The sequence below is a fragment of the Clostridium paraputrificum genome, assembly GCF_900447045.1.
In the GTDB taxonomy this organism is placed as follows: domain Bacteria; phylum Bacillota; class Clostridia; order Clostridiales; family Clostridiaceae; genus Clostridium; species Clostridium paraputrificum.
Map to the genome: position 1 here is coordinate 368,722 of NZ_UAWH01000005.1, position 26,472 is coordinate 395,193.

Annotated in this window: 23 protein-coding genes and 1 tRNA gene; 19 read left to right on the forward strand and 5 right to left on the reverse strand. The window is 27.6% G+C overall.

What is annotated here, in order from left to right:
• Positions 1 to 7: 7 nt before the first annotated feature.
• A complete protein-coding gene (gene tsaB, locus DR024_RS01795) occupies positions 8 to 712 on the reverse strand; it encodes a tRNA (adenosine(37)-N6)-threonylcarbamoyltransferase complex dimerization subunit type 1 TsaB (protein ID WP_055183529.1) in 705 nt (234 codons plus the stop codon).
• Positions 709 to 1,170, reverse strand: a complete 462-nt coding sequence (gene tsaE / locus DR024_RS01800) for a tRNA (adenosine(37)-N6)-threonylcarbamoyltransferase complex ATPase subunit type 1 TsaE (protein WP_055183528.1) — start codon at positions 1,168 to 1,170, stop codon at positions 709 to 711. Before tsaE ends, tsaB begins: the two co-directional genes overlap by 4 nt.
• A gap of 233 nt (positions 1,171 to 1,403) precedes the next feature.
• On the opposite strand from tsaE, the gene DR024_RS01805 reads away from it, so the two are divergent.
• The 5 genes from DR024_RS01805 to DR024_RS01820 all read left to right on the forward strand — a co-directional run bounded on the left by DR024_RS01805 (position 1,404) and on the right by DR024_RS01820 (position 4,684).
• The gene (locus tag DR024_RS01805) at positions 1,404 to 2,294 is read left to right on the forward strand and encodes a metal ABC transporter substrate-binding protein (RefSeq protein WP_051195881.1); all 891 of its coding nucleotides are present in this window, start codon (positions 1,404 to 1,406) and stop codon (positions 2,292 to 2,294) included.
• A 145-nt stretch (positions 2,295 to 2,439) separates the two neighbouring features.
• A tRNA-Trp gene (locus DR024_RS01810) sits at positions 2,440 to 2,514 on the forward strand.
• 432 nt (positions 2,515 to 2,946) lie between these two features.
• A complete protein-coding gene (locus tag DR024_RS17600; RefSeq protein ID WP_155849275.1) occupies positions 2,947 to 3,111 on the forward strand; it encodes a hypothetical protein in 165 nt (54 codons plus the stop codon).
• Positions 3,112 to 3,265: 154 nt separating this feature from the next.
• Positions 3,266 to 3,748 carry a GNAT family N-acetyltransferase gene (locus tag DR024_RS01815; RefSeq protein WP_027096987.1) on the forward strand — a complete coding sequence of 161 codons (483 nt, stop codon included), beginning with the start codon at positions 3,266 to 3,268 and terminating at the stop codon, positions 3,746 to 3,748.
• Between the two features lie 189 nt (positions 3,749 to 3,937).
• The gene (locus tag DR024_RS01820; RefSeq protein ID WP_055183527.1) at positions 3,938 to 4,684 is read left to right on the forward strand and encodes a polysaccharide deacetylase family protein; all 747 of its coding nucleotides are present in this window, start codon (positions 3,938 to 3,940) and stop codon (positions 4,682 to 4,684) included.
• Positions 4,685 to 4,835: 151 nt separating this feature from the next.
• Here DR024_RS01820 and DR024_RS01825 read toward each other — a convergent pair whose 3' ends face one another.
• The 3 genes from DR024_RS01825 to DR024_RS01840 all read right to left on the reverse strand — a co-directional run bounded on the left by DR024_RS01825 (position 4,836) and on the right by DR024_RS01840 (position 9,082).
• Positions 4,836 to 5,531: an IS3 family transposase gene (locus tag DR024_RS01825; protein ID WP_242829688.1), complete on the reverse strand. Its 696-nt coding sequence runs from the start codon at positions 5,529 to 5,531 to the stop codon at positions 4,836 to 4,838.
• A 365-nt stretch (positions 5,532 to 5,896) separates the two neighbouring features.
• Positions 5,897 to 7,201, reverse strand: coding sequence for an MATE family efflux transporter (locus tag DR024_RS01835; protein ID WP_055183526.1), 1,305 nt, complete (start codon positions 7,199 to 7,201; stop codon positions 5,897 to 5,899).
• Between the two features lie 405 nt (positions 7,202 to 7,606).
• Positions 7,607 to 9,082 (reverse strand): helix-turn-helix transcriptional regulator, encoded by a 1,476-nt coding sequence (locus DR024_RS01840; protein ID WP_055183525.1) that lies wholly within the window; start codon positions 9,080 to 9,082, stop codon positions 7,607 to 7,609.
• 285 nt (positions 9,083 to 9,367) lie between these two features.
• On the opposite strand from DR024_RS01840, the gene DR024_RS01845 reads away from it, so the two are divergent.
• The 14 genes from DR024_RS01845 to DR024_RS01905 all read left to right on the forward strand — a co-directional run bounded on the left by DR024_RS01845 (position 9,368) and on the right by DR024_RS01905 (position 26,284).
• Positions 9,368 to 10,399 (forward strand): HD domain-containing phosphohydrolase, encoded by a 1,032-nt coding sequence (locus DR024_RS01845; RefSeq protein WP_055183524.1) that lies wholly within the window; start codon positions 9,368 to 9,370, stop codon positions 10,397 to 10,399.
• Positions 10,383 to 12,470, forward strand: coding sequence for a hybrid sensor histidine kinase/response regulator (locus tag DR024_RS01850; RefSeq protein WP_055183523.1), 2,088 nt, complete (start codon positions 10,383 to 10,385; stop codon positions 12,468 to 12,470). Before DR024_RS01845 ends, DR024_RS01850 begins: the two co-directional genes overlap by 17 nt.
• A gap of 33 nt (positions 12,471 to 12,503) precedes the next feature.
• The gene (locus DR024_RS01855; protein WP_027096981.1) at positions 12,504 to 12,860 is read left to right on the forward strand and encodes an Hpt domain-containing protein; all 357 of its coding nucleotides are present in this window, start codon (positions 12,504 to 12,506) and stop codon (positions 12,858 to 12,860) included.
• A complete protein-coding gene (locus tag DR024_RS01860) occupies positions 12,857 to 13,636 on the forward strand; it encodes a response regulator (protein WP_055183522.1) in 780 nt (259 codons plus the stop codon). Before DR024_RS01855 ends, DR024_RS01860 begins: the two co-directional genes overlap by 4 nt.
• 116 nt (positions 13,637 to 13,752) lie before the next feature.
• Entirely contained in the window at positions 13,753 to 16,536 is a 2,784-nt protein-coding gene (locus DR024_RS01865) for a sigma-54-dependent transcriptional regulator (RefSeq protein WP_055183521.1), read from the forward strand.
• A gap of 252 nt (positions 16,537 to 16,788) precedes the next feature.
• Positions 16,789 to 17,094 (forward strand): PTS sugar transporter subunit IIB, encoded by a 306-nt coding sequence (locus DR024_RS01870; protein ID WP_027096978.1) that lies wholly within the window; start codon positions 16,789 to 16,791, stop codon positions 17,092 to 17,094.
• A 25-nt stretch (positions 17,095 to 17,119) separates the two neighbouring features.
• Entirely contained in the window at positions 17,120 to 18,445 is a 1,326-nt protein-coding gene (locus DR024_RS01875; RefSeq protein ID WP_055183520.1) for a PTS sugar transporter subunit IIC, read from the forward strand.
• Positions 18,446 to 18,478: 33 nt separating this feature from the next.
• Positions 18,479 to 18,787 (forward strand): PTS lactose/cellobiose transporter subunit IIA, encoded by a 309-nt coding sequence (locus DR024_RS01880; protein ID WP_172458910.1) that lies wholly within the window; start codon positions 18,479 to 18,481, stop codon positions 18,785 to 18,787.
• A 95-nt stretch (positions 18,788 to 18,882) separates the two neighbouring features.
• Positions 18,883 to 21,087: a beta-glucosidase BglX gene (gene bglX / locus DR024_RS01885; RefSeq protein ID WP_065254562.1), complete on the forward strand. Its 2,205-nt coding sequence runs from the start codon at positions 18,883 to 18,885 to the stop codon at positions 21,085 to 21,087.
• A 16-nt stretch (positions 21,088 to 21,103) separates the two neighbouring features.
• On the forward strand, positions 21,104 to 22,528 hold the full coding sequence (locus DR024_RS01890) for a 6-phospho-beta-glucosidase (RefSeq protein WP_055183518.1): 1,425 nt from the start codon (positions 21,104 to 21,106) through the stop codon (positions 22,526 to 22,528).
• 288 nt (positions 22,529 to 22,816) lie between these two features.
• Positions 22,817 to 23,371 (forward strand): accessory gene regulator B family protein, encoded by a 555-nt coding sequence (locus DR024_RS01895; RefSeq protein ID WP_055183517.1) that lies wholly within the window; start codon positions 22,817 to 22,819, stop codon positions 23,369 to 23,371.
• Between the two features lie 22 nt (positions 23,372 to 23,393).
• Positions 23,394 to 23,519 carry a hypothetical protein gene (locus DR024_RS18135; protein WP_271841468.1) on the forward strand — a complete coding sequence of 42 codons (126 nt, stop codon included), beginning with the start codon at positions 23,394 to 23,396 and terminating at the stop codon, positions 23,517 to 23,519.
• A gap of 21 nt (positions 23,520 to 23,540) precedes the next feature.
• Positions 23,541 to 24,800, forward strand: a complete 1,260-nt coding sequence (locus DR024_RS01900; protein ID WP_055183516.1) for a sensor histidine kinase — start codon at positions 23,541 to 23,543, stop codon at positions 24,798 to 24,800.
• A gap of 221 nt (positions 24,801 to 25,021) precedes the next feature.
• On the forward strand, positions 25,022 to 26,284 hold the full coding sequence (locus DR024_RS01905) for a sensor histidine kinase (RefSeq protein ID WP_055183515.1): 1,263 nt from the start codon (positions 25,022 to 25,024) through the stop codon (positions 26,282 to 26,284).
• The last annotated feature ends 188 nt before the right edge of the window (positions 26,285 to 26,472 follow it).

Here is a 26,472-nt window from a genome sequence, read left to right on the forward strand (position 1 = left end):
AGATATATTACTCACTCATTCTCATCCTCTTTTCTAATTCTCTTTCAGCTTGAGGTTTCTTTAAATAAACAGGAGCAGAGTTTGGATTATCCTTAAATCCTTGTTTTAAAAGATTAAGACCTAACTCACCTATAGATGAAGCTCTAGTTAAGCTTACATGGTTAGGTGCAAATTTTGCATTAGGGAAGTTTTCTTTAATATATTCCTTATGCTTAAGTAATCCGTCACCAGTAAATATAACTTCTTCATTTTTTTCTTTTAGCATTTCTAAAAGATCAGTAAGTTCCATAGGGGTTGGTTCCATTATATTTTTAAATTCGCCATCTTCATTTTTATAAAGAGCAGTATAAACATTCTCCCTTAATGCATCCATAATTGGACAAATTATTCCATTAAAGTAAGAAAGGCTATAAGCTAACCCATCAAGAGAAGAAAGACTTATATAAGGCTTATTTGCTCCAAAACTTAATCCCTTAACTGTAGCCATACCTATTCTTAAACCTGTAAATGAACCAGGCCCTTTAGAAACAACAAATCCATCAAGATCATTTATTGTTAATTCACAATCCTTTAAAAGATTTTCAATCATAGGCATTAATAAGACGGAATGTTCCCTCTTATCATTAATAACATATTCACCTAATAAAGTACCATCATTAAGTAGTGCAACAGTAGCTACCTTAGATGAAGAGTCTATACTTAAAACTATCATATTTTTAGCTCCTTTACGTAATCATATCTATCTCCATAAGGGGTGATTTTAATATTTCTAAAATCTTCTCCTTTAGATAAGTCCTTTGAAATGTGTATATGTATGTATTCTCTTGGTAATATTTCCTCTATGTAGTTAGCCCATTCTATAATAGAAACAGCATCTGAGAAAATATAATCATCAAATCCTATTGCATAAATTTCATCAGGGTCGCTAACTCTATAAACGTCAAAATGATTTAATTTTAAACGGCCACTTTCATATTCATTTACAATAGTAAATGTTGGACTAGTTATGTTTTCGTTTATATCAAGACCTTTAGCTATCCCTTTTGTTATGTGAGTTTTACCTGTACCAAGGTCACCAGTTAAGCAAACAATATCACCAGGATTTAAAAGTTTACCTAAGTTGAAACCAATTTTGGTAGTTTCATCTATACTTTTTATTTCAAAAATCATATATAAAATCCCTTTCAAAAACTATTCTATCTTATTATTCTATCCAAAAAGGAGATAAAAGAAAAGTGTTTATGCCCTTACCACATATTAAAGGTTGAAAATTTTTTGAGGAAAGTGTAAAATTTTTTTTATATGAACAGAAAATTTGTAGTAATTTTGTATACATTTAAATTTCATATGTTGATATAATATGTAATAGGGAATTAACTGGTAAAGGCCAGGGGGTGATATTATTGAAGAGAGTTACCTTTGGAATGTTATTAATAACATTTCTATTATTTTTGGGGATAGGAGTTTCTTCTAATCCACTAATAGCAAATACTGTTGATAGAGAAGATACAAGCAGAGATGTTTATTTAAATATTATCACTTGTAATAAGATACAATATGAAATGGTAAAAGATATTGTTGGAAATAAGCATAATGTTGAATATATGTTTAATGATGAACAAGCATCTAAGGATTTTAAATATACAGATGAAACCATAAGTAATATTTCAAATATGGATTTGTTCTTTTATAATGGAAATATAATGGAACCTTGGCATGATGAGTTGATTTCAAGTCTTAATAAGGGCAACTTAGGAATTATTAATTCTTCTAGAGGTATTAGAACAATTAATCTTACAGGAGAAAACTCGGGTAAGGAAAATCCGTATTATATGGTTGGATATGATGAGTATAAGATAGCATTATATAATATAAAAGTTGCTATTCAGGAGAAAGATCCGAAAAATAGGGAGCTTTATGAAGAGAATTACAATAAGGTTATTAAGAGTATAGATGAAGTATTAAAAACATATGATGATAAAAAGTCAGTTGTAAAGGAATATAGTTATATTGCTTTAGATGATAAGCTAGATTATTTCTATAGAAATATAGGTATATCTCCAATAAAACTTAATGGTAAAACTATAGACGATGTTATTAAGGAAAATAGGATAGATCCAGCTAAGGTAATAGTTTTAAAAGATAAGGAAACAGTTACTGAAGATATAAATTTTAATATTATTGAATTGAATGGATATAGTGGAGCTAATTCAGCTAGAAAAGTATTATTGGATAATTATAATGTATTTTATAATTATTTTTCGGTTAAAGAGAATAATGATGGGCATGAATAGATTTTATTCATGCTTTATTTTTATAAGTTCAAGATGTAAAAGTTATGAAAGGTTATATAATCATTTAATAATTCAGAAAGAAATATTTTTTGAACAAAAAAGTTGATTTTTAAATAATATTATTATATAATCAAACTTGTCTCAAAGGGGTATGGCTCAACGGTAGAGTAGTGGTCTCCAAAACCATTGGTTGTGGGTTCAAATCCTACTGCCCCTGCCACAAAGATCGTAAGCGAAATGCTTACGGTTTTTTTATTTTGTTATTATTGTAAGTATTTAATGAAAGAAATTATTAAATTATGTTGAAGACTAGGATAAAATAAGTATCCTAGTTTTCTATTTTTTCATAAAAGGATAAAAAACTATTATTGTGTGATAATTAATCTTATCTTGGTGAAAGTTATATATATGTAATTATTGTTACAATTTAATTACAAAAACAAAATTATAAGAATGAAAAAATATCGATTTTATAAATATTTATATAAAAAAGTTACAGAGTGTTAAATGGGTATTGTTGTAACTATTAATAAAATAAACAATAACGCTTACATAGTAAAAATGTATAAATTACAAATATAAGCAAAAGTTGACTAAATATTCTATATAAATATAATTAATACTGATAAACTAAAGGAGGATGAAGATTTAGATGGAGGAGATCCGAGAAGAATTAGGTATAATTGTTGGGGACCTATACATCAAATATGGAGGGACAGAAGAAATTTTAAAATTAAATAGTATTTTAGATACTCTTGTATTATTAGAGATGAAAAAAATTAATAAGGACATTTGTGAGCTACAGACATCCGTTTAAGATATTGGTTTAGAGTTAGTTAGTGGATACAATCTATTGACTAGCTCATTTTTTTATATAATAATTAAGTTGATAATATTACAGGCTAAGTATTTAATAGTGTTTATAATAAAAAACGTAGAGTTTTTTAGATAGGATGAAAAGGAGAATTTATATGGAAGTTAGAGAGGCAATTAACGAAGATTTAAATGAAATAATAGCTATTGAAGAAGAGTGCTTTCCAGAATCAGAATCAGCAAAGGAAGAGGATATTAGAAAAAGATTTTTTGCATTCAAAGAAAATTTTTTTGTAGCTATTGAAGATGGTGAAGTAGTAGGCTTTATTAATGGATGTACTACAAATTCACCAGAGTTACCTGACGAATTGTATCATGATACTTCCCTTCATAATCCCAATGGCGCATATCAAACCGTATTTGGATTAGATGTATTACCTAAGTATCGCAGAAACGGCATTGCAGAAAATTTACTAAATTACTTTATACAAATTTCAAAGGCACGTGGGAAGAAGGGCATTGTACTTACTTGTAAAGATTACTTAGTGCATTATTATAAAAAGTTTGGATTTGAGCATAAAGGTGTTTCAGCTTCCTCACATGGAGGAGCTAAGTGGAATGATATGGTATTAATTTTTTAATTTTCTTACCTTTAGTACGAGTGGGGTGGATATTTGTTTCAATGTGACTTGGACCGTAGTAACGGGACAAGCAAAATAAATATCCACCCCATCTTTTTATTTATTAAATAAAAAATGAATTAAATATATGAAATGGTACAAGATAAATTGTAATGGGTTTTAATCTATAAGTAATAAGGAGGAAAAAAAGTGAAATACAGAGTAAGGAGATCTTTATTATTTTCTTTAGGTATGCTTATTTTAACCTTTATGTTTGGTGCAAGTGTTCCTAGTGTTAAAGTTTTTAATATAGAGGATCAGACTTATAATGAAGACTATGCTAATAAAAAAATTATATATCTAACCTTTGATGATGGACCAAGTTCTAAGGTAACAGATGGGGTGTTAGAGGTATTAAAAGAAAGGGATGTAAAAGCAACATTTTTTCTTATTGGAAATCAAATAAAAGATAAAGAAGATGTAGTAAAAAGAATTTATAATGAGGGGCATGGTATAGGTTTGCATACATATAATCATAAATTTAAGTATGTTTATCGTAATGAGGATACATTTATAAAAGAGATGGTTGAATGTAGGAATGAGATAAATAGAGTAGTTGGGATTTCTCCTAATATAATTAGATTTCCAGGAGGAAGCTACAAACACTTAAGTAAACAGTTTTTATCCAAGTTGCATGATAATAACTTTAAAGTTTATGATTGGAACTTAGATAATACAGATGGAATGAATCAAAAACTTGATCCTAATGTTTTGTATAAGAAGGCTATTAAGGGAAGTGAAAATTTACATCCTATAATATTACTAATGCATTGCACAGATATGAATAAAAATACTTACAAGGCTCTTCCAGATATAATAGATTATTATAAAAATGAAGGGTATCAATTTAGAGTTATAGATGAAAACACACCAGAGATGTATTTTAGGATTAAATAATATAAAAAGAAAGTACCACATTATTAAAGAATAAAGTGGACCCTAAGTCAAGGTCACAATAAAAAAGTTAAGAAGCTAATAAAAGATGATTTCTAAATTGTTTATGGGGCATCTTTTTTTAGCTACATTGATATCTATAGTTATTGTAATATTAAATATAGTTATCTATAGAATAAATTACATCCTCAAGCATTTTATAACTGCTAAAATCAATTTTATCTTTCATATGTCCCCAAAATGATTCTTGTGGAGCATTATCCCAACAGTTTCTAAGACGGGACATAGATTGTCTTAATTTATTTTTCTTCAATAGTCTATGGAATTTAGGACTTGTGTAATGTACACCTTGATCTGAATGAATAAATGCATTCTTATGTAAATTGTTTTTATGTTTTGATATTAATTTATCTATTGTAGTTGTTGCGATATCAAGAGTTATTGAATTTGAGACGTGATAAGCAAGTATTTCGTTGCTACTACTATCTTTGATGGTAGACAAATAAGCCATATGATTATCTCCATATGGTATGTATGTAATATCAGTTAATAATACTTTACCAGGTATACCTTGTTTGAAGTTACGTTCTAATAAGTTTGGAATAACCCTATGTTCATTTGTTGCTTTTGGCATTCGGCGATACGGATTAGCTTTTCTTATCGGATATTTAATATCATATTTTCTAATTATACGTTGAATTTTCTTTCTACTATAAATAATAGAAAACTCACCTTCTAAAAGAATCTTTATTGAACGAAATCCTTTCTTATAATCTTTGTATTTTGAAGCTTTAAGTATATTATTTTTAGCTTCTAGATATTTAAGTTCTCTATCTTCTTTCTTATCCAAAGTATTTAAATAATTATAATATCCCGAACGTGAAATATTTAGAAGGTTGAAAAAATAGGAGACCATATTTTTAAAACCATTGCTAGATATAGTCTAATTTATTAATTTAAAAGTTTCGTTGCTATTTAATTTTATTCTGTTGTTTACCAGTCTCCTTTCTGTCACGTCTAATTTTTTAGAATTTCTACCTGCTCTTCTAATAGTTTGATTCTAGCTTCTTCATCAAATGTTATTTTGCTCATTTCGTATTCCTCCAAGATATTAATATTATAAATAAAAAGGCACCTATAAACGAGGCGCTTTTTTTCAAAGTGTACTGCTTACAGGTACCATTTTATAATATGTGGTACGTTTTATTAACTAATTTACATTCTTGATTTTAAATAAAGTATTACACCTAATATTGAAACTAAGCTTTCAGTAATAGGAAAGGCTAGCCACACACCAGTTATGTCTGCTAATGCAGATAGTAGAAAAGCCATAGGAATTATAACAATTAATCCCCTTAATAAAGAAATAATTTGAGCTAAAAAGGCTTTTTCCATAGAAGTAAAAAACATAGGTAGAATAATATTAAATCCTACAAATATTATAGCTATAAAATAAATTTTTAAGCCATTTGTTGCAATACTCTGTAGTACAAGGTTATTTTCACTATTAAATATTTTAGCAATTGGGTCTGCTAAGAAAAATATAATTAGATAGATTATGCATGAAATAATAGACATAGTTATCATTGCATATTTAAATATTAATTTAATATTTTTTATATCATTATGTCCATAAAATTTGCTTATAAGTGGTTGAATTCCTTGGGCAATACCAGTATATACTGCTATAACTACAAGAGATAAATTTGCAACTATTCCATATGCAGCAACACCTGCGTTACCTATGAGATTAAGTATGATCATATTAAAAACAATGATTACAATTCCAGAAGAGACCTCTGTAACTAACGATGGAAAACCTAATGATAAAGTATTGAGTGACATCTTAATGCTAGGTTTTATTTTTATAAAATGAAATTGATTTTTTTTCTTTATACGGTGTAGGGATAGTATAAGTATACTAATTATAGGAGCTAGTCCTGTTGCAAATACAGCTCCAAATATTCCAAGTTGTAATGGAAATATAAATATATAATCTAAAATTATATTAGATAAGCTTCCACCTAGCATTGCATACATTGATAAATTTGGATTGTTATCATTTCTTATGAAGCAAATTAGTACATCATTTATAATGAAAGCAGGAGCAAATATAAGGATGCATTTTAAATATATATTTGTCATTTTAAAAACATCAGAATCTGATCCTAAAACAGTAGTTAAAGATTTAGAAAGAAAAATACCAACTAGTACAAATACAATAGATATAACAGTGGCTAAATAGAAAGTGTTTGTGAATATGGTATTTGCATTTTTTCTTTCTTTATTACTTTTAAAAATTGAATATTTTGTGGCACCACCTATTCCTAACATTAAACCGCTTCCGTGAATAAAGCTATATACAGGTATAGCCAAGTTAAGTGCTGTTAAACCATTTCTGCCTAATCCTTTTGAAACAAAAAAGGTATCTGCTAGTATATAGCATGATAAGCCAATCATACCTAAAACATTTAATGTACAGTAGCGGCTGAATTCCTTAAGTTGAGATTTATTTTCCATATAGACCTCCCCAAAAATAAAGCGCCAGAATATCCTATCTCCAAAGGCCTAAGGATAGGATAGCTGACGCTTAACATATTTACCCGGCGGCAAATATGTATCTTGTATTTACTTACCAGAAATTGTAACATAACATTTAAAAAATGGCAATGTAATCTAGGTGATTTATCTTTGTACAAAATAAAAGTTCTTATATTTTTGTATTTATATATTTATTTGGTAGAAGTCATAAAAAGTTTGAGAGTTAGTCTTAAAGTTATATTATTGATAGTAAAATTACTAGAGTAAAAGCAGAGGAAAGTAGTAAATAATTTTATAGTTAAGGAGCGTTGCTTAAAAGATATGTATTAATAAAAAAGTTGGATGGTAAATAATATAATTAACCATCCACTATGTTAAGTATTTTTATAAACTTTTTAAAAAGTTAGCTATATATTCTTTTGATTTAAAGTTATCTGGTGTATTTAAGTATGTATTCTCTAGTAAGAGCGAAACAGAATTAACTAAAAGAGTATTTGTAGTAAATTTAAAATCTAAAAAATTATTCTTATAATTAACAAGTAAAAATTCATTTTTCTTGCACCAACAGTAGAATAAATTATTATTCAATTTAGATGTATCAGGAATAAGACAAAAGTTACAAGAGTCAGTACTGAATAAATAATCTATTAAACAAGAAATATGTTTTTTAAATTGTCTTTTGGTAAGGATCAGTTTTGGCACTAGCTCTGACATACTTTCATATATAATAGTTTCCTTGTTTGAAAACTCTATAAGATCATTAATAGAATAAAAATCTATAGCGAGAAGGTTAGAATTCTTATATAATGAATTCTTAATAGATTTAAAACAATTGAAATGAAATTCTATATCTTTTTCGTTATCAACTGAATTACAAAGTATTTCGTAATATAGTTCATCGTTCATTATATATGGTATTGGAAAGGAGCTATAGTTATAATGAGTATTTTTAATAGAATCCTTATTAGGTAATTGAATGCTATTAACCTCAAATTTATCTAAAACTTCAGAAATATTTATGTTGTAAAAGGTTGGATATGATCTGGAAAGTATATTTTTACTCCATCCTGTATAAAATTTTATGCTAATTGGATCCTTAAATAAAGCACTATAAAACTGTGTTTCATTGCCAACTATTTGGTTTGAAGACATAAATACTCCATTATGTTCCGTTATGTGAAAAGAATAATTGTAATAGTTATCAAGAGAATCAACAAAATATGAAAAATTACAATTTTTATGATTTATTAATGAAAATAAATATAATCCTAGCGTTGAGCTACTACTATTTGAATATACAAAGTTCAAATGACAGCCCATATCTAAAAGCATTAAAGTTTTTTTTAACCATTCATTTCTGAAATATTTATTATTCATCATTAAATCTAATGACTTACAAAATACAAATAATAAATTTTGAGGTTTCCCATATGAAATAGATGAATTTAGAAAATTAAGAATTCCTAAAAGTGCGTTCTTTTCATCATCATAAATTGATATATTAGCTGAATATATAGAACCATTGTTAATAGAATTATCAATAATTTGTTGGTAGTTACTAATATCGTCAAAGATAAATTTTTTTGTTGAAGCTATTAATGAAGAAGTATTACCTAATAAATTATTAGGTGTGTGATAAATTGATGAAAATAATTTCTCAAGGAATTCGATTTCTAGCTCTCTATTTCTTTCAATTAAATAATCAATAGCATTATCAAAGTAAGCAGCATTAGTATCTATTTTTCTTGAACCATTTTTCCATTTACTTACTAAGCTTCTATCTACATTTAGAGCTTGTGCCATTTTCGATGGAGAAATTTTCAAGCTTTTTAATAAGTAACTAAATCCATTAGAATACATTTTATCTCCTCCATTTTCAAAATAATTAAGAGTATATTATAAGATAGCTTACAGATATTATCAATATGTATATATAGTAATTGGTAAAACACTTTTTGGGTTAACATAAATAAGAATATCGGGATAGTAATAATAATATATTTGTATTCACAAAGTGTCACAGTGAATAAAAATGACAAAGGTTTAATGAAAAGTTTATTTTTAATATAATTTAATAAGTATGACAATTGATTAATAAGTTTGTTTTATTTTGGAAAGTTGGTTTGTTTACATAAGGAGAGTATTATGAAAGACTTTAATTTATTTTATATAGATGATTGTAAAATTAATCATGATGTTATTGCTTCATTTTTAAAGAATATAGATATTAATATAGAATACTTTTATGATGCAATATCAGCTCTAAAGTGTGTGAATTTGAAAAAAACTGATATTATTATTGTTGATTATATCATGCCTAAAATGAATGGACTAGAATTTATTAAGAATGTTAGAAGTTTAGATAAAAAGGTACCTATTATTTTAATTACTGCTGCTAGTGATGAGTCTATAAAGTTAAAAGCACTAGAAAGTGGAGCTACAGAGTTTTTATACTTACCATTTAATAAATATGAATTTATTATGAGAATAAAAAATTTATTAGAGTTAATAAAGTATCAAAGAAGGGTTGAAAACAAAGCTTCCATATTAGCTCGTGGAATAAAAGAAGCTACTGCAAGTATTATGGAGCGCGAAAAAGAAACCTTAGAAGTATTAGTAGAAACAGCTAAAAAAAAGGATTCGGATACGGGAAACCATGTAGTAAGGGTAGCTAAATATTCAAAATTATTAGCTAGGGTATTAGGTATGAGTGAAGAAGAGCAAGAAGAAATATATTATGCAGCACAGCTACATGATTTAGGTAAGATTGGAATAAGTGACCAAATAATAAATAAAAGATGTCAATTAACATTAGAAGAGTTTGAAATAATGAAAACTCATACAATAATAGGATATGATATATTAAAAAATCGTAGCAGTAAATATTTAAAAAAAGGAAGTATAGTAGCTTTATCTCATCATGAAAGATACGATGGGTTAGGGTATCCAAATGGATTAAAGGGAAATGAGATACCTATTGAGGGAAGAATAGTAGCTATAGCAGATGTATTTGATGCATTATTAATGAAACGAAGTTATAAGAATAGTTGGTCTATTGAAGAGGCAATAGATTATATAAAAGGGAAAAGTGGAACTCAGTTTGATCCTTATTTAGTTGATAGATATATAGATAATATTGAAGAGATAAGGAGAATTAGTTATGAATTTAAGGATTAAATCCAATAATTATTGGACGAAAGAAATTTTTTTTATTGGAGTCTTTTCAATTCTAATACTAATTTCTATATTCTATATATTACTAGTAAAGTTAAATTTAAATCTTAATCGAAAAAAATATATAAGGTCTATATCTGAAGCACAGCTTAGTATAGTAGAAAATAAACTTGAGACAAGCATTAAATCACTATATCTTTTATCAGATTTTATAGATATATATAGTCAGGAAACTAATAAAGATAAAAAAAATAAATTATTGAAGGATATATTAATAGATACTAAATTTTATGATATTGGATTTATTAATTTCAATGGAAATATAGTAACTGCTAATAATAGCGATATTAAAAGCAAAAGGTTTTTCAATGAGATTATAAATGGAAAAAAATATGATTTTGAATATGCATTTGATGAAGAAATTAATGAATATATATTTTACATAGCTGTACCTGTATATGAAGGAGAAAAGTTTACGGGAGTTCTTTTTGCTAAAGAGATAGTTAGTGAAATAGAAGGATATGAAAGTTATGAGGAAGATGTTAGTGAATTAGATAGATATATTATTCATTCAGATGGAACTATTATTTATAGAGATGATTTTAGTAGTTTTGAAACTGGAGAAAATTTATTTGATGAATTAAAGAACTATAATAAGGTTAATGAAGTTTTAGATATACAAGATAAAATAAAAGATAAGCAAAGTACAACTAACTTATTAAATTATATGGATAAAACTCAAATTCTAAGTATTTATCCTGTTAAATTGACAGAAGATTTTTATTCTATTATATCTATTGATTCTAAATCTATTGAGAACAGTGTTATTGGTATTGAAAAAGTAAGTTTTATTTTAATAATACTATTTTTATTTTTAATAGGATTTAGTTTATTTATATTACTAATATATAGGGAAAAAAATAAAGAATTAAAAGAAGAAAATTATAGAAAGAAAAGATTCTTATCTAATATTAGTCATGAGATAAGAACACCAATGAATGGAGTTATTGGTTCTGTAGAACTAGCTTTAAAGAACAAAGATAATCAACAAAAATTACAGTATTATTTGAATAATACACTAATTGCATCTAATAATTTATTAAACTTATTTGATGATTTATTAACCATGACTAAAGGAAAATTAGGTGAACTTAGACTATATGAGGAATGTGTAAGTGTTAGAGAAATAATTCAAAAGGTAAACTCAATAGTTTTACCAATTTTAGAGCAAAAGAAAAAAAGATATACCATAGATATAAGTTCTTTAGAGGATATTAGCGTAATATGTGATGAAAACAAGATAGTACAGATATTAATTAATTTAATTATTAATTCGTCAAAGTTTACTGAAGAGAATGGAGAAATCCATTTATCTATTCAACTTAAAAAAGTTAAATCTAATAACATCGGCCAATTTGTATTTTCAGTAGAGGATAATGGAATAGGAATGACAAAAGAATTTATGCATAAGATGTTTCTTCCTTTCACTCAAGCAGATGAGTTCAATTCTAAACATAATGGTGGAGCAGGTTTAGGTTTATCAATAACAAAATCAATTGTGGATTTAATGGGGGGAGAAATTGAAGTAGAAAGTGAATTAGCCCATGGAACTAGATTTGATATTACATTACCATTAAAAATTGTAGATTCTAATTTTATAAATGCAGGTTGTTACAAAAATTTTTCTAATATAGGACAAGGCAAAAGAGTACTACTTGCTGAAGATGATGAGATAAGTAGAATTATAGAATGTGAACTTTTAAATAGTCTGGGGTTTGAGGTTGATGCTGCTATTAATGGAAAAGAGGCATATAAAAAGTTTATTGATTCAGATAAGGATTATTATGATCTTATATTAATTGACCATATAATGCCAGAAATGAATGGTTATGAGTGCTGTAATAAAATACGTAATAGCAATCATTGGAATGCAGAAAGTATTATAATACTTGCTATGACTGCAGGTTCATTAAATAAAAGTGAGAAATTAATTAGTAAATCTGGGGTAAATGATTCTTTAACTAAGCCAATTAATAAGAATTTATTTATAGAAAAGTTAGAAAAAGTTTTTTAATAAACATTTAGGTATAATTGAGGGGAATGAATAATGAAATTTAGATTTATATGTTATACAGATGCAATGATAAGATTACAAGGAGATAATGTACTGTTTTTTAATTTGTTGAAAAAGTTTAGTGAGAGTTATGTGGAGTATATAAAGAGGATAGAATTTTTAATTAATAATTCAGATTATATGGAGGCATATGAAGTTGTGCATTTAATTAAGGGAACTGCTGCTAATTTAAGTATGAAAAGTTTAGAGGTGGTAAGTGAAAAACTTTGTTATGCGTTAAGTGATGCAGATGAAGTTGCTATTGAAAGTTATTTAGTTAAGTTTAAAAGAGAGTTCCAGTATGTTTTGGATGAAATAAAGGAGTATTTAAGTGTTGGAGGTGACTTATGAAGAATGTTTTGTTTTTGCTAAATAACTTACATGGGTATGTACATATAATTCGTGAATTAATGGACTCTAATATTAATGTTAATATAATTAGCGCTTATAATACTCAGATTATTTCAGCTTTACCTAAGGATTTTTATGAAATAATAATTGTTGAAGATATTAATGAAAATAATTTTTCGCTTAACTGTGCCAAATTATTAAAAAGAACATGTAAAGAAAGTGATATAATACTAATTTCTGATAATAAGGAAGCTTACTTAGATACAGAAATATTAAAAATAATATCTAAAAAGTTTTTCTTAGAGAGGTATAGAAAAGTATTAGAGTCATGTAAAGTTAAATTAGTAGAGAATATTAATAATTCTAAGATAGAAGTTAATAAATCCATTGAAGAAAATAAGAATATTATTATAGTTGATGATGATTCAATCTCATTAGCTATATTAGATAATATTCTAACTATAGAAGGATATAATGTAGAGCATTTTGACTCAGCAAATGATGCTATAAGATATATAAGTTTTATTGAAAATAGTAAAAAGAAAGTAGATTTATTTATATTAGACTTAATTATGCCTAATATAGATGGTTTTAAACTATTAAAGAAAATACGAGAATATAATAATTTTAGAAATATTCCAATATTAATTGTGTCATCAATAAGTGATAAAAGAGTGGTAGCGCAAGCGGCTAAATATGGGGTAAGTGGATATATATTAAAACCGTTTAATAGAATTGATGTTAAAAGGAAAGTAAAGTCTGTAATATATCAATAGATTTAATAAAAGGGGTAGTTTAATACTACTCCTTTTATAGTAAGTATATAAATGATATAATCTCTATGTAAATATTTACTTTGTGTTTATAGCAAAAGATAATAGGGGGTAATAATATGAGGGAAAAAACTAGCGAAGATAGTATCTATAATTTTATTACTAACGTCTGTAGAGAACAGGAAAGAAAAAATGGAATTATAACTGGTTGTGATACCAATTATATTGCAGAGGGTATGAAGTTAAAAAGGTCCAATGTAAGTGCCGTTTTAAATAAGTTATGTAGAGAAGAGAAACTAATAAAAATAAAAGGGAAACCTGTTATCTATAAAATAACTGAAGAATCATTAATTGAAAATAAGTTAGATAAAATTCATGTAGATGAAGTTTCTGTATTTGATGAATTAATTGGAAGTGAAGAAAGTTTAAAGGGATGTATTTTACAAGCTAAAGCAGCTATAATGTATCCCCCAAGGGGATTACATACTTTGTTGCTTGGAGAAACAGGGGTAGGGAAGACACTATTTGCAGAAACAATATATAAGTATGCTAAATCAACTAAAGTATTAGATGAAGAAGCTCCTTTCATTTCTTTTAACTGTGCTGATTATGCAAACAATCCTCAATTATTACTCTCTTATTTATTTGGTGTAAAAAAAGGAACATATACAGGAGCGAATGAAGATAGAAAGGGGATTGTAGAAAAGGCAAATGGAGGAATACTATTTTTAGATGAAATTCATAGATTACCTCCAGAAGGGCAAGAAGTTTTATTCTATCTAATTGATAAGGGGGAGTACCGTCCTTTAGGAGAGGTAGAAAAATATAAAAAGGTTGATTTGCTAATTATATGTGCAACAACTGAAAAGAAAGAGAAAGTTTTATTAAGTACATTTAGTAGAAGAATACCTATGACTATTGCCATACCATCTCTTACAGAAAGAACATATAAAGAAAGATTTAAGTTAATAAGTGAATCATTTTATATGGAAGCAAAGAGAGTTAATAGAGAGGTAGTAGTAACGCCTGAAGCTATAAAAAGCCTTTTATTATACAATTGTACAGGAAATGTTGGACAACTTATGAATGATATTCAGCTTGGTTGTGCTAATGCCTTTTTAAGCAGTATGGTAAATAGAAATAAAGAGATAGTAGTAGATATTAATCAATTCCCTAATCATGTAAAGATGGGAATATTAAATTATAAATCAAATAAAAAAGAAATAGATAAAATAGTTATTGAAAAGAGTTTATTTAAGTTTACAAGGGATAGAGAAAAGCCAATTGAAACTATAAGAGAATCGGAAGATAGTCTTATTACATTATATAACAATCTCGAAAATCGTATGGAACAGCTTAAGAATAGAGGCTTAAATAAAAATGATATATATATGATTATGAGCATGGATATAGATAAATATTTTAAAAATTATATATATAAAATTTCTACAGATATTAATAAAGAAGAAATATCTAAGATTGTAGATGGTGTTCTTATAAAGATGGTAGAAGATTTTATGGAATGTGTAGGAATAAGATTAAAGAGGGTATTCACAAAGCAAATATTTTATAGTCTGTGTCTTCATATTAGTACTTCTATTGAAAGAATTAAGCAAGGAAGATTTATTGTTAATCATAAGTTACAAGAAATACAAACAAATCATAGTAAAGAATTTGAAATATCCTTAGAGTTGGCGCACAACATAGAAAAGGTATATGAGATTAGTATTCCTAAGGATGAGGTTGCTTTTATAACAATGTTTATAACTGAAGAATATACCAATAGTAATGAATATATAGATAATAAGCCAAGAGTGCTTATTGCTATGCATGGAGAGAGTACAGCAACATCTATGAAAAATGTTGTTAATAGGTTACTTGGGAGCAATAATACTTATTCGTATGATATGGATTTAGATAAATCTACAAAGGAAGCTTATGAAGAGATAAAAGAAATAGTTAGAAATATCGATGAAGGTTCAGGAGTAATTCTTTTAGTTGATATGGGATCTTTAGATAGGTTCGGAGATTTAATTTATAGTGAAACTGGAATAAAGGTTAAAGTGATAAATATGGTAAGTACTCTTATTGCCATAGAAGTTGCAAGAAAAGCACTGATCAATAATGATATTGAAGAAATATATAGGGAAACTATTGATAATATTAAATATACATTTAGCTATGATGATACAAATTATAATAGGCATGAATATAAGAAAGAGAATATAATAGTTACTTTGTGCATTACTGGCGAAGGCGCTGCAGTTAAGCTTAAGAGCATGATAGAAAATAATAAGGTAGTTAATGATAAAAACATTGATATTTATGCTATGTCTATACTAGATAGAGAAGATATGTTAATTAAGATAAAAAGACTTTCTAATGAAAAAAATATTATAGCTATTGTAGGGAGTATAAATCCAGATATATATGGAATACCATTTGTTCCATCAAGTGAATTATTTAGTAATAAAGGATTTAATAAAATAGAAAAACTTATTGATATGGAGTCTTCTAAGTTTACATCTGTAAATAAAGATAAAGATGATGCAGAAGATATGTGTGGCAAAATAATTGAGGCATTTAAAGGTGAAATAAAAACTTATGATTTAGCTTCTACTAAAGATGAGCTAATTCAATTTATTTATAATGTCGAAGAAAAGTTTGGATTAACTCTGAATTTAGATACCATAGTAGGTGCCATAATGCATATGATATCTAGCATTGATAGAATTAAACTTGGGGAACATGTGGAAAAGTATATAGCTATAGATAAACTTTCAATAGATAAAGAAGAGATAAGTAAAATAAAAGAAATTTTAAAGCCCATAGAAAAGAAATGTGATATGGAATTTGTTGATGATGAAATTTATTATGTATACACATTAATTAAAAACCTATAGTATATGTGTATAAAATAATGTGTATATTTAAAATTGTGATGTGTATATTTAGGGGTTAATCAGTATAATTAGGAAAGCATGTGAAATTAATAAAAAATATTAATATTTAGAGATGTTGTAAATACAAGGGTTACAGCATCTTTTTTTATTTTTATATAAGAAAAATAAAGCAGTAGAAGTGTATGGCATGGATATTGCTATATAAAAGTAATGTAAATGATATCATTAACGTTTGGTTTGGAGGAATTATAAATGAAAATTTTATTGGTTTGTGCAGCTGGAATGTCTACAAGTTTAGTAAAGAAAAAAATTGTTGCTGCTTTTGGTCCAGAAGAAGAAGGATGGACAATAAATGCAGAAGCATATGAAAAACTAGAATCAGTAATAAAAGATTACGATGCTATATTACTAGGACCACAAATTGCTTATAAAAAAGATCAACTTTTAGAAATAGCTAACAATTACAATAAGCCACTTAGTACAATAAGCCCAGTTGATTATGGTATGGGCAATGGAGCTAATATATTAAAACAAATTAAGAAAATGATTAATAAATAGTCTTATATGATAGGAGGAAATAGAAATGAATAGTTTTATGGAAAAATTAGAAAATGGGTTGAATAAATATTTAATGCCATTAGCAGACAAAATAAATAGAAATAAAGTAATGACAGCAATTAAAGAAGGGATGATGTCTTCATTACCTGTAACGCTAATAGCATCAGTAGCACTTATCTTAAGTAATTTTCCATTCTTAAGTGATTTTGCACCAAGCGTAGATGCTATATTAAAGAAGATATTTGCACCTATAAGTCCTGTTACATTGGGGTTACTAGCAATATATGTAATTGTAGGTACAGCAAGAAGTTATTCCAAGCAAAAAGATATAGATCCACTTTATGGTATTATGTGTGCTTTAGCTTCATTTTTATTAGTAACTCCATTTACAGCAGTTTCAGATGTAGTTGTAAATGGTGAAACTATTAAAGGGGCAATTGTAAATGGACTTATTCCAACTAATGTATTAGGAGCATCAGGTGTGTTCCCAGCATTATTAATTACTTTTATATCAATAAGCGTTTTAGCATATCTGCATAACAAAGATTTTACAATAAAAATGCCAGACTCAGTTCCTGAAAATGTAGCAAAACCATTCTTATCAATTATTCCATTTGGTGGTGCTATATTAGTTGCACTTGCTATTAGATTAATATTTGAAATGACTTCATTTGGTACATTACAAAACTGTGTTGATACAATTATTACAAAACCATTCTTAAGTTTTGGTAATAACATATGGGTATTCTTATTTATACTTATCGTAGCTCAAGTACTTTGGTTCTTTGGAATTCATGGAACAAACTTAGTTTTAAATACTGTATGGCAACCAATTGCAATGGTAGCAATGGCAGCAAATTTAGAAGCATTTAATGCAGGAGAACCATTACCATATGTTTTAACAGCAGCATTTACTTGTTTTACAGGACAAGCTAAATTATCAGAAATAGTTGCTTTATGTGTTGTAGGTAAGTCAAAACAATCAAAGACTATAGGTAAATTATCATTAGTACCAGCACTATTCAATATACACGAGCCATTTGTATTTGGTTTACCAGTAATCATGAATACTACATTAATGCTTCCATGGATATTTGTTGAAGCACTACAAGCGGGATTAGCATATTTATTAGTAATTTTAACAGGAGCAATTCCAATATTCCAAGCACCATGGACTTGTCCTCCAATTATACAACAATTAATTGCAACTAACTTTAATCCTTGGTCTGTAGTTATAACAATAGCAACTTTTGCATTAGGATTTGTTATATGGATACCATTCATGAAATTATTAGATAAGCAATACTTAGCAGCTGAAAAAGAACAAGAAACTTCAGGAGACTCTGTATAACCGCAAAACTGTTTAGAACAAGGAGAAAATATAATGGATCAAGAATTAATAGCACTAAATTTAATATCAAACTCTGGAACAGCAAGAACAAAGGCATTTGAAGCACTTCACAAGGCAAGAGAAGGAAAATATGAAGAAGCTAAAATTTTATTAAAAGAATCTGAAGAAAGTTCTTTACTTGCCCATAATGCACAAACCGAGTTATTACAAGCAGAGGCGAATGGAGATAATTCTAATTACAGTATTATTATGGTTCATGCTCAAGATCATTTAATGACATCCATTTTAGCTAAAGAGTTAATAGAAGAGATGGTAACAATGTATAAAGAATTGAAAAAATAAAATAACTTTAAGGGGTAGAACTACATTTCAAAAAATTTAATGTAATTTCTATTCCTTAAAAGGCTATATAAATAAATATTTAAGGCGGTGTAGCAATGAATAAAGTAGAATTACAAAAAATATTTGATGATTTAACATTAAAAGAAAAAATATATCAATTAGTTCAATTATCAGGAGAATTTTTCAAGTCAGACACTTTAGCAGTAGGGCCAAAACAAAAGTTAGGTATAGATCAAGAAGTAGTAGATAATGTGGGATCAATATTTAATGTATTTGGAGCAGAGCAATTAATAAAGATACAAAAAGAATATTTAGAAAAGAGCAGACATAAAATTCCACTATTATTTATGGCTGATATTATAAATGGCTATAAGACAACTTATCCAATACCACTTGCTTTAGGATGTACATGGAATCCCGAATTAGTAAAAGAAGGTATGAGTAATACAGCAGAAGAAGCAGCAGTTACAGGAATTCACATAACATTTTCACCTATGGTTGACTTGGTTAGAGATGCTAGATGGGGAAGAGTAATGGAGTCTACAGGTGAAGATAATTATTTAAACTGTGAATTTGCAAAAGCATTTGTTGAAGGATATCAAGGGGATTTAAATCCAGATAAAAATATAGCATCTTGCGTAAAACATTTTGCAGCTTATGGAGCACCAGAAGGTGGTAGGGAATACAATACCGTTGATATGTCTGAAAGAAGATTAAGAGAAGATTATCTGCCAGCTTATAAAGCAGCTGTTGATAGCGGATGTGAGCTTGTTATGACATCATTTAACACAGTTGATGGTATACCAGCATCAGGCAATAAGTGGCTTATGAGAGATGTGTTAAGAGAAGAATGGGGCTTTAATGGAGTAATAATTTCAGACTATGCTGCAATTCAAGAACTTATAGCTCACGGAGTTGCAGAAGATGATAGAGAAGCAGCAAAGCTTGGAATAGAAGCTGGTGTTGATATAGATATGAAGACACCTGTTTATTCAAATCAGCTTGAAGGTTTAGTTAAAGATGGGGTTATTAGCGAAGAATTTATTGATGAAGCAGTATGGCGTATTTTAAATCTTAAAAATAAGCTAGGTTTATTTGAAAATCCATATAGAGGAGCAAATATTGATAAAGAAAAAGAAGTAATCTTATCACCAGAAAAACGTAAGCTTGCTAGAAAGATTTCAGGAGAATCAATAGTATTACTTGAGAATAATGGTGTATTACCACTTTCAAAGGATAAAAAGGTTGCTGTTATAGGGCCATATGGTGAAAGTAGAGTGTTGTCTGGTTCATGGGCTATTAACAGTAATCCAAAGGATGTTATTACTCTTATGGATGCAGTAAAGGAAAAGGTATCAGAAGAGAATTTCACTTATGCAAAAGGATGTGAAATGATTGAAGATAAGTCTATATTAGGTGGATTTGGTAGAGCTGTAGAAGAAGAAAAAATAGAAGTTGATCCACAAAAAGATATGGATGAAGCAATTGAAGCTGCTAAGAAATCTGATATTGTTATTATGGCTTTAGGTGAACATCCTCTTCAAAGTGGAGAAGGCGGAAGTAGAACAGAATTATCTCTAGAAAAGATACAGCTAGATTTATTAGAAAAAGTAAAAGAGTTAGGAAAGCCAGTGGTCTTAGTTGTATTTAATGGAAGACCACTTGTGTTAACTGATGTAGTAGGGAAAGTTGATGCAATTGTAGAAGCATGGTTTCCAGGAACAGAAGGGGGAAATGCAGTTGCAGATGTTATATTTGGAGATGTGAATCCATCAGGAAAATTAACTATGAGCTTCCCAAGGAGAGTAGGGCAAGCACCTCTTTACTATAATGAATTTAATACAGGGAGACCAGTAAAAACTTCTATTCACAATTCAAGATTTACTTCTAGATATATAGATGTAGAAAACAGTCCATTATATCCATTTGGATATGGATTATCTTACACTAAATATGAGTATGGGGATATTAACTTAAATTCAGATAAACTAACTAATGATAGTGAAATAATAGCTACTATAAAGGTAAAAAATGTAGGTAGCGTGGCAGGATTAGAAACAGTTCAATTATATATTCAAGATATAAAGGGTAGCGTAGTAAGACCAGTTAAGGAACTTAAAGGATTTATGAAGGTTGAGCTACAACCAGGTGAAGAGAAAGAGTTTAAATTCACAATAAATGAAGAAATGCTAAGATTCTATACTGCTAGTATGGAATTTAAATCAGAACCAGGAAAGTTCAAACTATATATAGGATGTAATTCATCAGAAGTTAAAGAAACTAACTTTGAACTACTTTAATTAAGGGGGAGTTAATATGAGTTTTCCAGAAGGATTTTTATGGGGAGGAGCAACAGCTGCAAACCAATGTGAAGGAGCATATAACGAAGGTGGAAGAGGACTAGCAAATGTGGATATAACACCACATGGAAAGAATCGTTTTAAGGTTATGCTAGGTTTAGATAATACATTAGACTTTCATGAAGGAGAATACTATCCAGCTAAGGTTGGTATAGATATGTACCATCATTTTAAAGAAGATATAGCTTTATTTGGAGAAATGGGCTTTAAGGTTTATAGAATGTCTATAGCTTGGTCAAGAATTTTCCCAAATGGAGATGAAGAAACTCCTAATGAAGAAGGGCTAAAATTCTATGAAGACCTATTTAAAGAATGTCATAAATACGGAATTGAGCCTTTAGTTACAATAACACATTTTGACTGCCCTATTCATCTAATTAAGAAATATGGTGGTTGGAAAAATAGAAAGCTTGTAGGCTTCTATGAAAATTTATGTAGAGTTTTATTTACAAGATATAAAGGATTAGTAAAGTATTGGTTAACTTTCAATGAAATAAATATGATACTTCATGCACCATTTATGGGAGCAGGATTATTAATTGAGAATAAAGAAACAGAAATGAAGGATAAATATCAAGCTATTCATCATGAGCTAGTGGCAAGTGCTTTAGCAACAAAGATAGCTCATGAAATTGATCCTAATAATATGGTTGGATGTATGCTTGCTGCAGGAAACACTTATCCTTATACTTGTAAACCAGAGGATGTATGGAAGGCAATGGAAAAGGATAGAGAAGGTTATTTCTTTATAGATGTACAAGCAAGGGGACAGTATCCTAATTATGCTCTAAAGAAGATGAAAAGAGAAGATACTATGCCTGCAATGGAAGAAGGAGATTTAGAGCTATTAAAGAATAATACTGTAGACTTTGTATCATTCTCATACTATTCAAGTAAAGTTGCAAGTACTGAAGAAATGGCTCCAACCACTGAGGGAAATGTATTTGCATCTGTTAAAAATCCATATTTAAGTGCTAGCGAGTGGGGGTGGCAAATAGATCCACTTGGATTAAGAATTACATTAAATTCTATTTACGATAGATATCAAAAGCCATTATTTATTGTAGAAAATGGATTAGGGGCTAAAGATGTAATTGAAGAGGATGGGGCAATTAATGATGATTATCGTATTGAATATATAAGAGAGCACATTAAAGCTATGCATGATGCCATTGAAATAGATGGAGTAGAACTACTTGGATATACAACTTGGGGATGTATTGACTTAGTTTCAGCTTCTACTGGAGAAATGTCAAAACGATATGGTTTTATATATGTAGATAGAGATGATGAAGGAAATGGAACATTAGAAAGAAGAAAGAAAAAATCTTTTGATTGGTATAAAGAAGTTATTTCATCAAATGGTGAAAGCTTAGAATAATATAGAAAGTAGTTCATAAGTTCTTAAGCTTATGAGCTACTTTTTTATTAGATATGTTCTTATATTTATGTTAGCAATGCTAAAAAGTTTGGGAGTTAATTTATATTTAATTTTCGAGTTATATTACATAATAAATGTAATGAGAATGATGTAATATGGGTATAGGAAATGGAAAAGTTATTAATATATAAACACTAAAAAAAGTCGGGGAAATATTTCTAATATATTGTTAAAAATGAACAAAAATAGTATAATAATGTATAATGAAAATTGTTGCAAGGTGTACATATGATTGAAAAGATAACTAAAAGTATAATATGTTATATATCAAAGGATAATAGTTTTATTACAGATCAATTGGAAGAAATAGAATATAACTTAAAAGTTTTTTTATATGAAATAACTAAGATTGTTTTTGAAATTATATTATTTTATATTATTGGATATGGTAAGGAAGCTATTACTATAATTTTTGTTATGGTAATTACAAAACCATTTATAGGAGGATATCATGAAGATTCTCAGATTAAGTGTTTTATTGCAACACTTATAATAGAATTGTTAATAATAATTTTGGCTATAAATAATGAGTTGGATTTGACTAGTAAGTTAGTTTTAGGTGGAATAAATATATTTTGTGTTTATCATAGAGCGCCTGTTATTAATGATAAGATGCCCATGAAGAAGAAAGAGAATATAAGAAGAAATAGAAGGATTGGAGTTTTTAATGTATTAATTTTAACTCTTTTAACACTTATATTTTTTAGTGCAAGGGTATCTTCAATAATAATGTGGACAATTACTATACAAATAATGTTAATGTTTAATAAAAGAATAAATTAATATTTAGAAAGGAGGTGTTATTATGAAATTAAGAAAGAGCTTAGGGTGTCTAATTTTATTTCTATCAGCTGTGTTTACAATAAATACAGCATCTATGTTTGGTATAGCTGCAGAAGAAATGCCAGAATCTATGAGAAATAAGAGATAGAAGGTTTAGGAGAGATTAATTTTGACTTTAATTATAGCTGATGTAATAAATAGTGTTTTTCAAGCAATGGTATTTGTAATAGTGCCAAATTCTTGTGTTGAAAATAATCATAAAAATAAAAAGAATAAACTTATTTTAGCTGTAGTTTTAGTTTCCTTAGGGTTGCAAATAGTAATGGAATGTATAGGAAACTCAAGTGTAAGTATTATTATGACCCATTTAGCACCGTTTTTTATAGTATGGATGTTCTATAGAGAAGATGGAGTTAGCGTAGCAATATCTTATAATATTTTATATTTAATATGCGGATTAATGGCTTTATTTAGTAGTTTTTTCTGTGAGATTATTAAATCCCAATTTCCAATAGAATATATAGAGATAAGTGCTTTATTATGTGTATATAGTATAAATTGCATATTTATTTTGTTAATTTTAATAAATAAGAATATATTTTATAAGATATATAGAACAATAAAAACAAGAAATATATCTATTGTATTTCTTATTTTGTTAACGTTTTTTTTAGATCTACTTCTAATTTTTACTAAAGTTATAAATTCTAGCAAAGAAGTTATATATACAAGTTGTGTATTAATAATAATAGTATTAGTTTTTATAGGAGCAACATTATATTTTGCAGTAATAGAAAGAAGAGCAAGAGAAATCGAGAAATTAAATAATGCTTTAGAAGGAAGAATAGAAGAGTTAAGAAAAGTAAAGCATGACTATGGGGCACAAATTTCATATCTTTATGGATTGCATTTAATGAAGCGTTACGAAAGAGCAGGAGAGCTATTAAAAGATATAATTAATGGACATAATAGTATAAATGATGCAATAGAAATATCAAATAATTCAGATTCAGTAATATCTATTATTACTAAGGGAATTAAGCACAATGGCATAAATATAATATTAGATGAGCAGGCAGATTTGAATAACATAGATATAACAGAACTTGAACTACAAAGAGTGTTATCAAATATTATTAGCAATGCGGTTACTGCAATGGATGGACAAGGTACGTTGGCTATTAGAACATATGAAAATTTTAATGATATAATAATATGTGTTAGAAATAATGGCCCTATGATTGGAAATATAATTATAGATAAAATATTTGAATCTGGCTTTTCTACTAAAAAGAATATTAATAAAGAACATGGATTTGGATTAGCTATAGTTAAAGAAACAGTAGAAAAATGTAATGGAAAAATATCAGTAACTAGTGATATTGAAAAAACAGAATTTATTATAATATTACCAAGAAAAAAGGTGTAACTTAGAAAAGAGAATCTAATGCAGGATTCTCTTTTTTGTTTATGAATAAAGTTGTGTTAATTTTACAATATTAAAAAAGTTTATTAAGTATATGTGAATTTTAAAAAATGATATAGAAAACAAAATATTTATGTCGGAAAAGATATGTTTTTGTTGACATAAGCTGCTATAAATGGTATTAATGAAGTGCAAACGATATAACAAGTTTAGGGGGATAGATTTTGATTTTAAATATAACGGACATAATAAACAGCATTCTTCAAGCAGTTGTATTTGTAATATTGCCTAATTATTGCGTAAAGGATAGATATAAAAGTAAAAAGGGTAGAAGTATATTAGCTGTTAGTTCAGTATGGCTAGGATTACAAATAGTAATGAAATTTATGGGTAACTCAAGCATAAGTATTATAATGAGTCATTTAGTACCTTTTGTTATTGTATTGATGTTTTACAGAAGGGATAAAATTAGTGTAACCATATCCTATAGTATTTTGTATTTAGTAGGTGGATTATCAGCCTTAATTAGTAGTAAGCTTTATTGGGCATATATTCAGCCTATGTTGCCTAAAGAGTATATAGAACTAGGAGTAGTGGTGTTTATATACGGTATAAATTATATACTTTTTTTATTAATTCTTATGAACAAGAAAATATTCTATAAATTATATAGAACAATTAAAAGTAGAAATATATCAATTATATTTTTAGTTTTATTGACAGTATTTTTAGATTTACTTCTATCTTTTGATAAGATAGTTAATTGGAGTGATGACCCTATATATAGAGGTTATGTATTTGCAATAATAGTATTAACTTTTGCAGGTGCAACATTGTATTTTGCTTCAATAGAAAAAAGGTCAAGGGAGATAAAAAAGTTAAATGATTCATTAGAAGAAAGAATAAAAGAACTAAATAAGATAAAACATGATTATGGAGCACAAATTTCATATTTATATGGATTACATTTAATGAAGCGTTATGAAAGAGCAGGAGAGTTATTAAAGGATATAATTAATGGACATAATAGTATAGATACAGCAATAGAAGTATCAAATAATTCAGATTCAGTAATAGCCATAATTACTAAAGGAATTAGACAAACAGGTATTAAGGTTATATTAGATGAAAATGCAGATTTAAATGATATTGAAATGGCAGAGTTTGAATTACAAAAAGTTCTTTCTAATATTATTAGTAATGCTGTAACAGCAATGAATGGACAAGGTATATTAGCTATTAGAACATTTGAAAAATTTAATGATATAGTTATATGTATTCAAAATAATGGACCTATGATAGAAGATGAAGTAATAGATAAAATTTTTCAATCAGGATTTTCTACTAAGGATAATTCTAATAAAGAGCATGGGTTTGGGTTAGCCATAGTTAAAGAAACTATAGAGAAATGCAAAGGTAAAATATCAGTAACTAGTGATATTGAAAAAACAGAGTTTATTATAACTATACCAAGAAAAGATAAATAAGTTTATTGGAAATCGCTTTGCGATTTCTTTTTTTGTATATAAAAGTATAAAATTTTAATTGCCTACAAATTAAAGGAGTTATTATAATTTCTTTACAGTTAGTATGAGAGGGATGGATATTTGTTTCTATGTGACTTGGAGTACAGCGACGGAACAAGCAAAATAAATATCTACCCCACCTTTTTTAT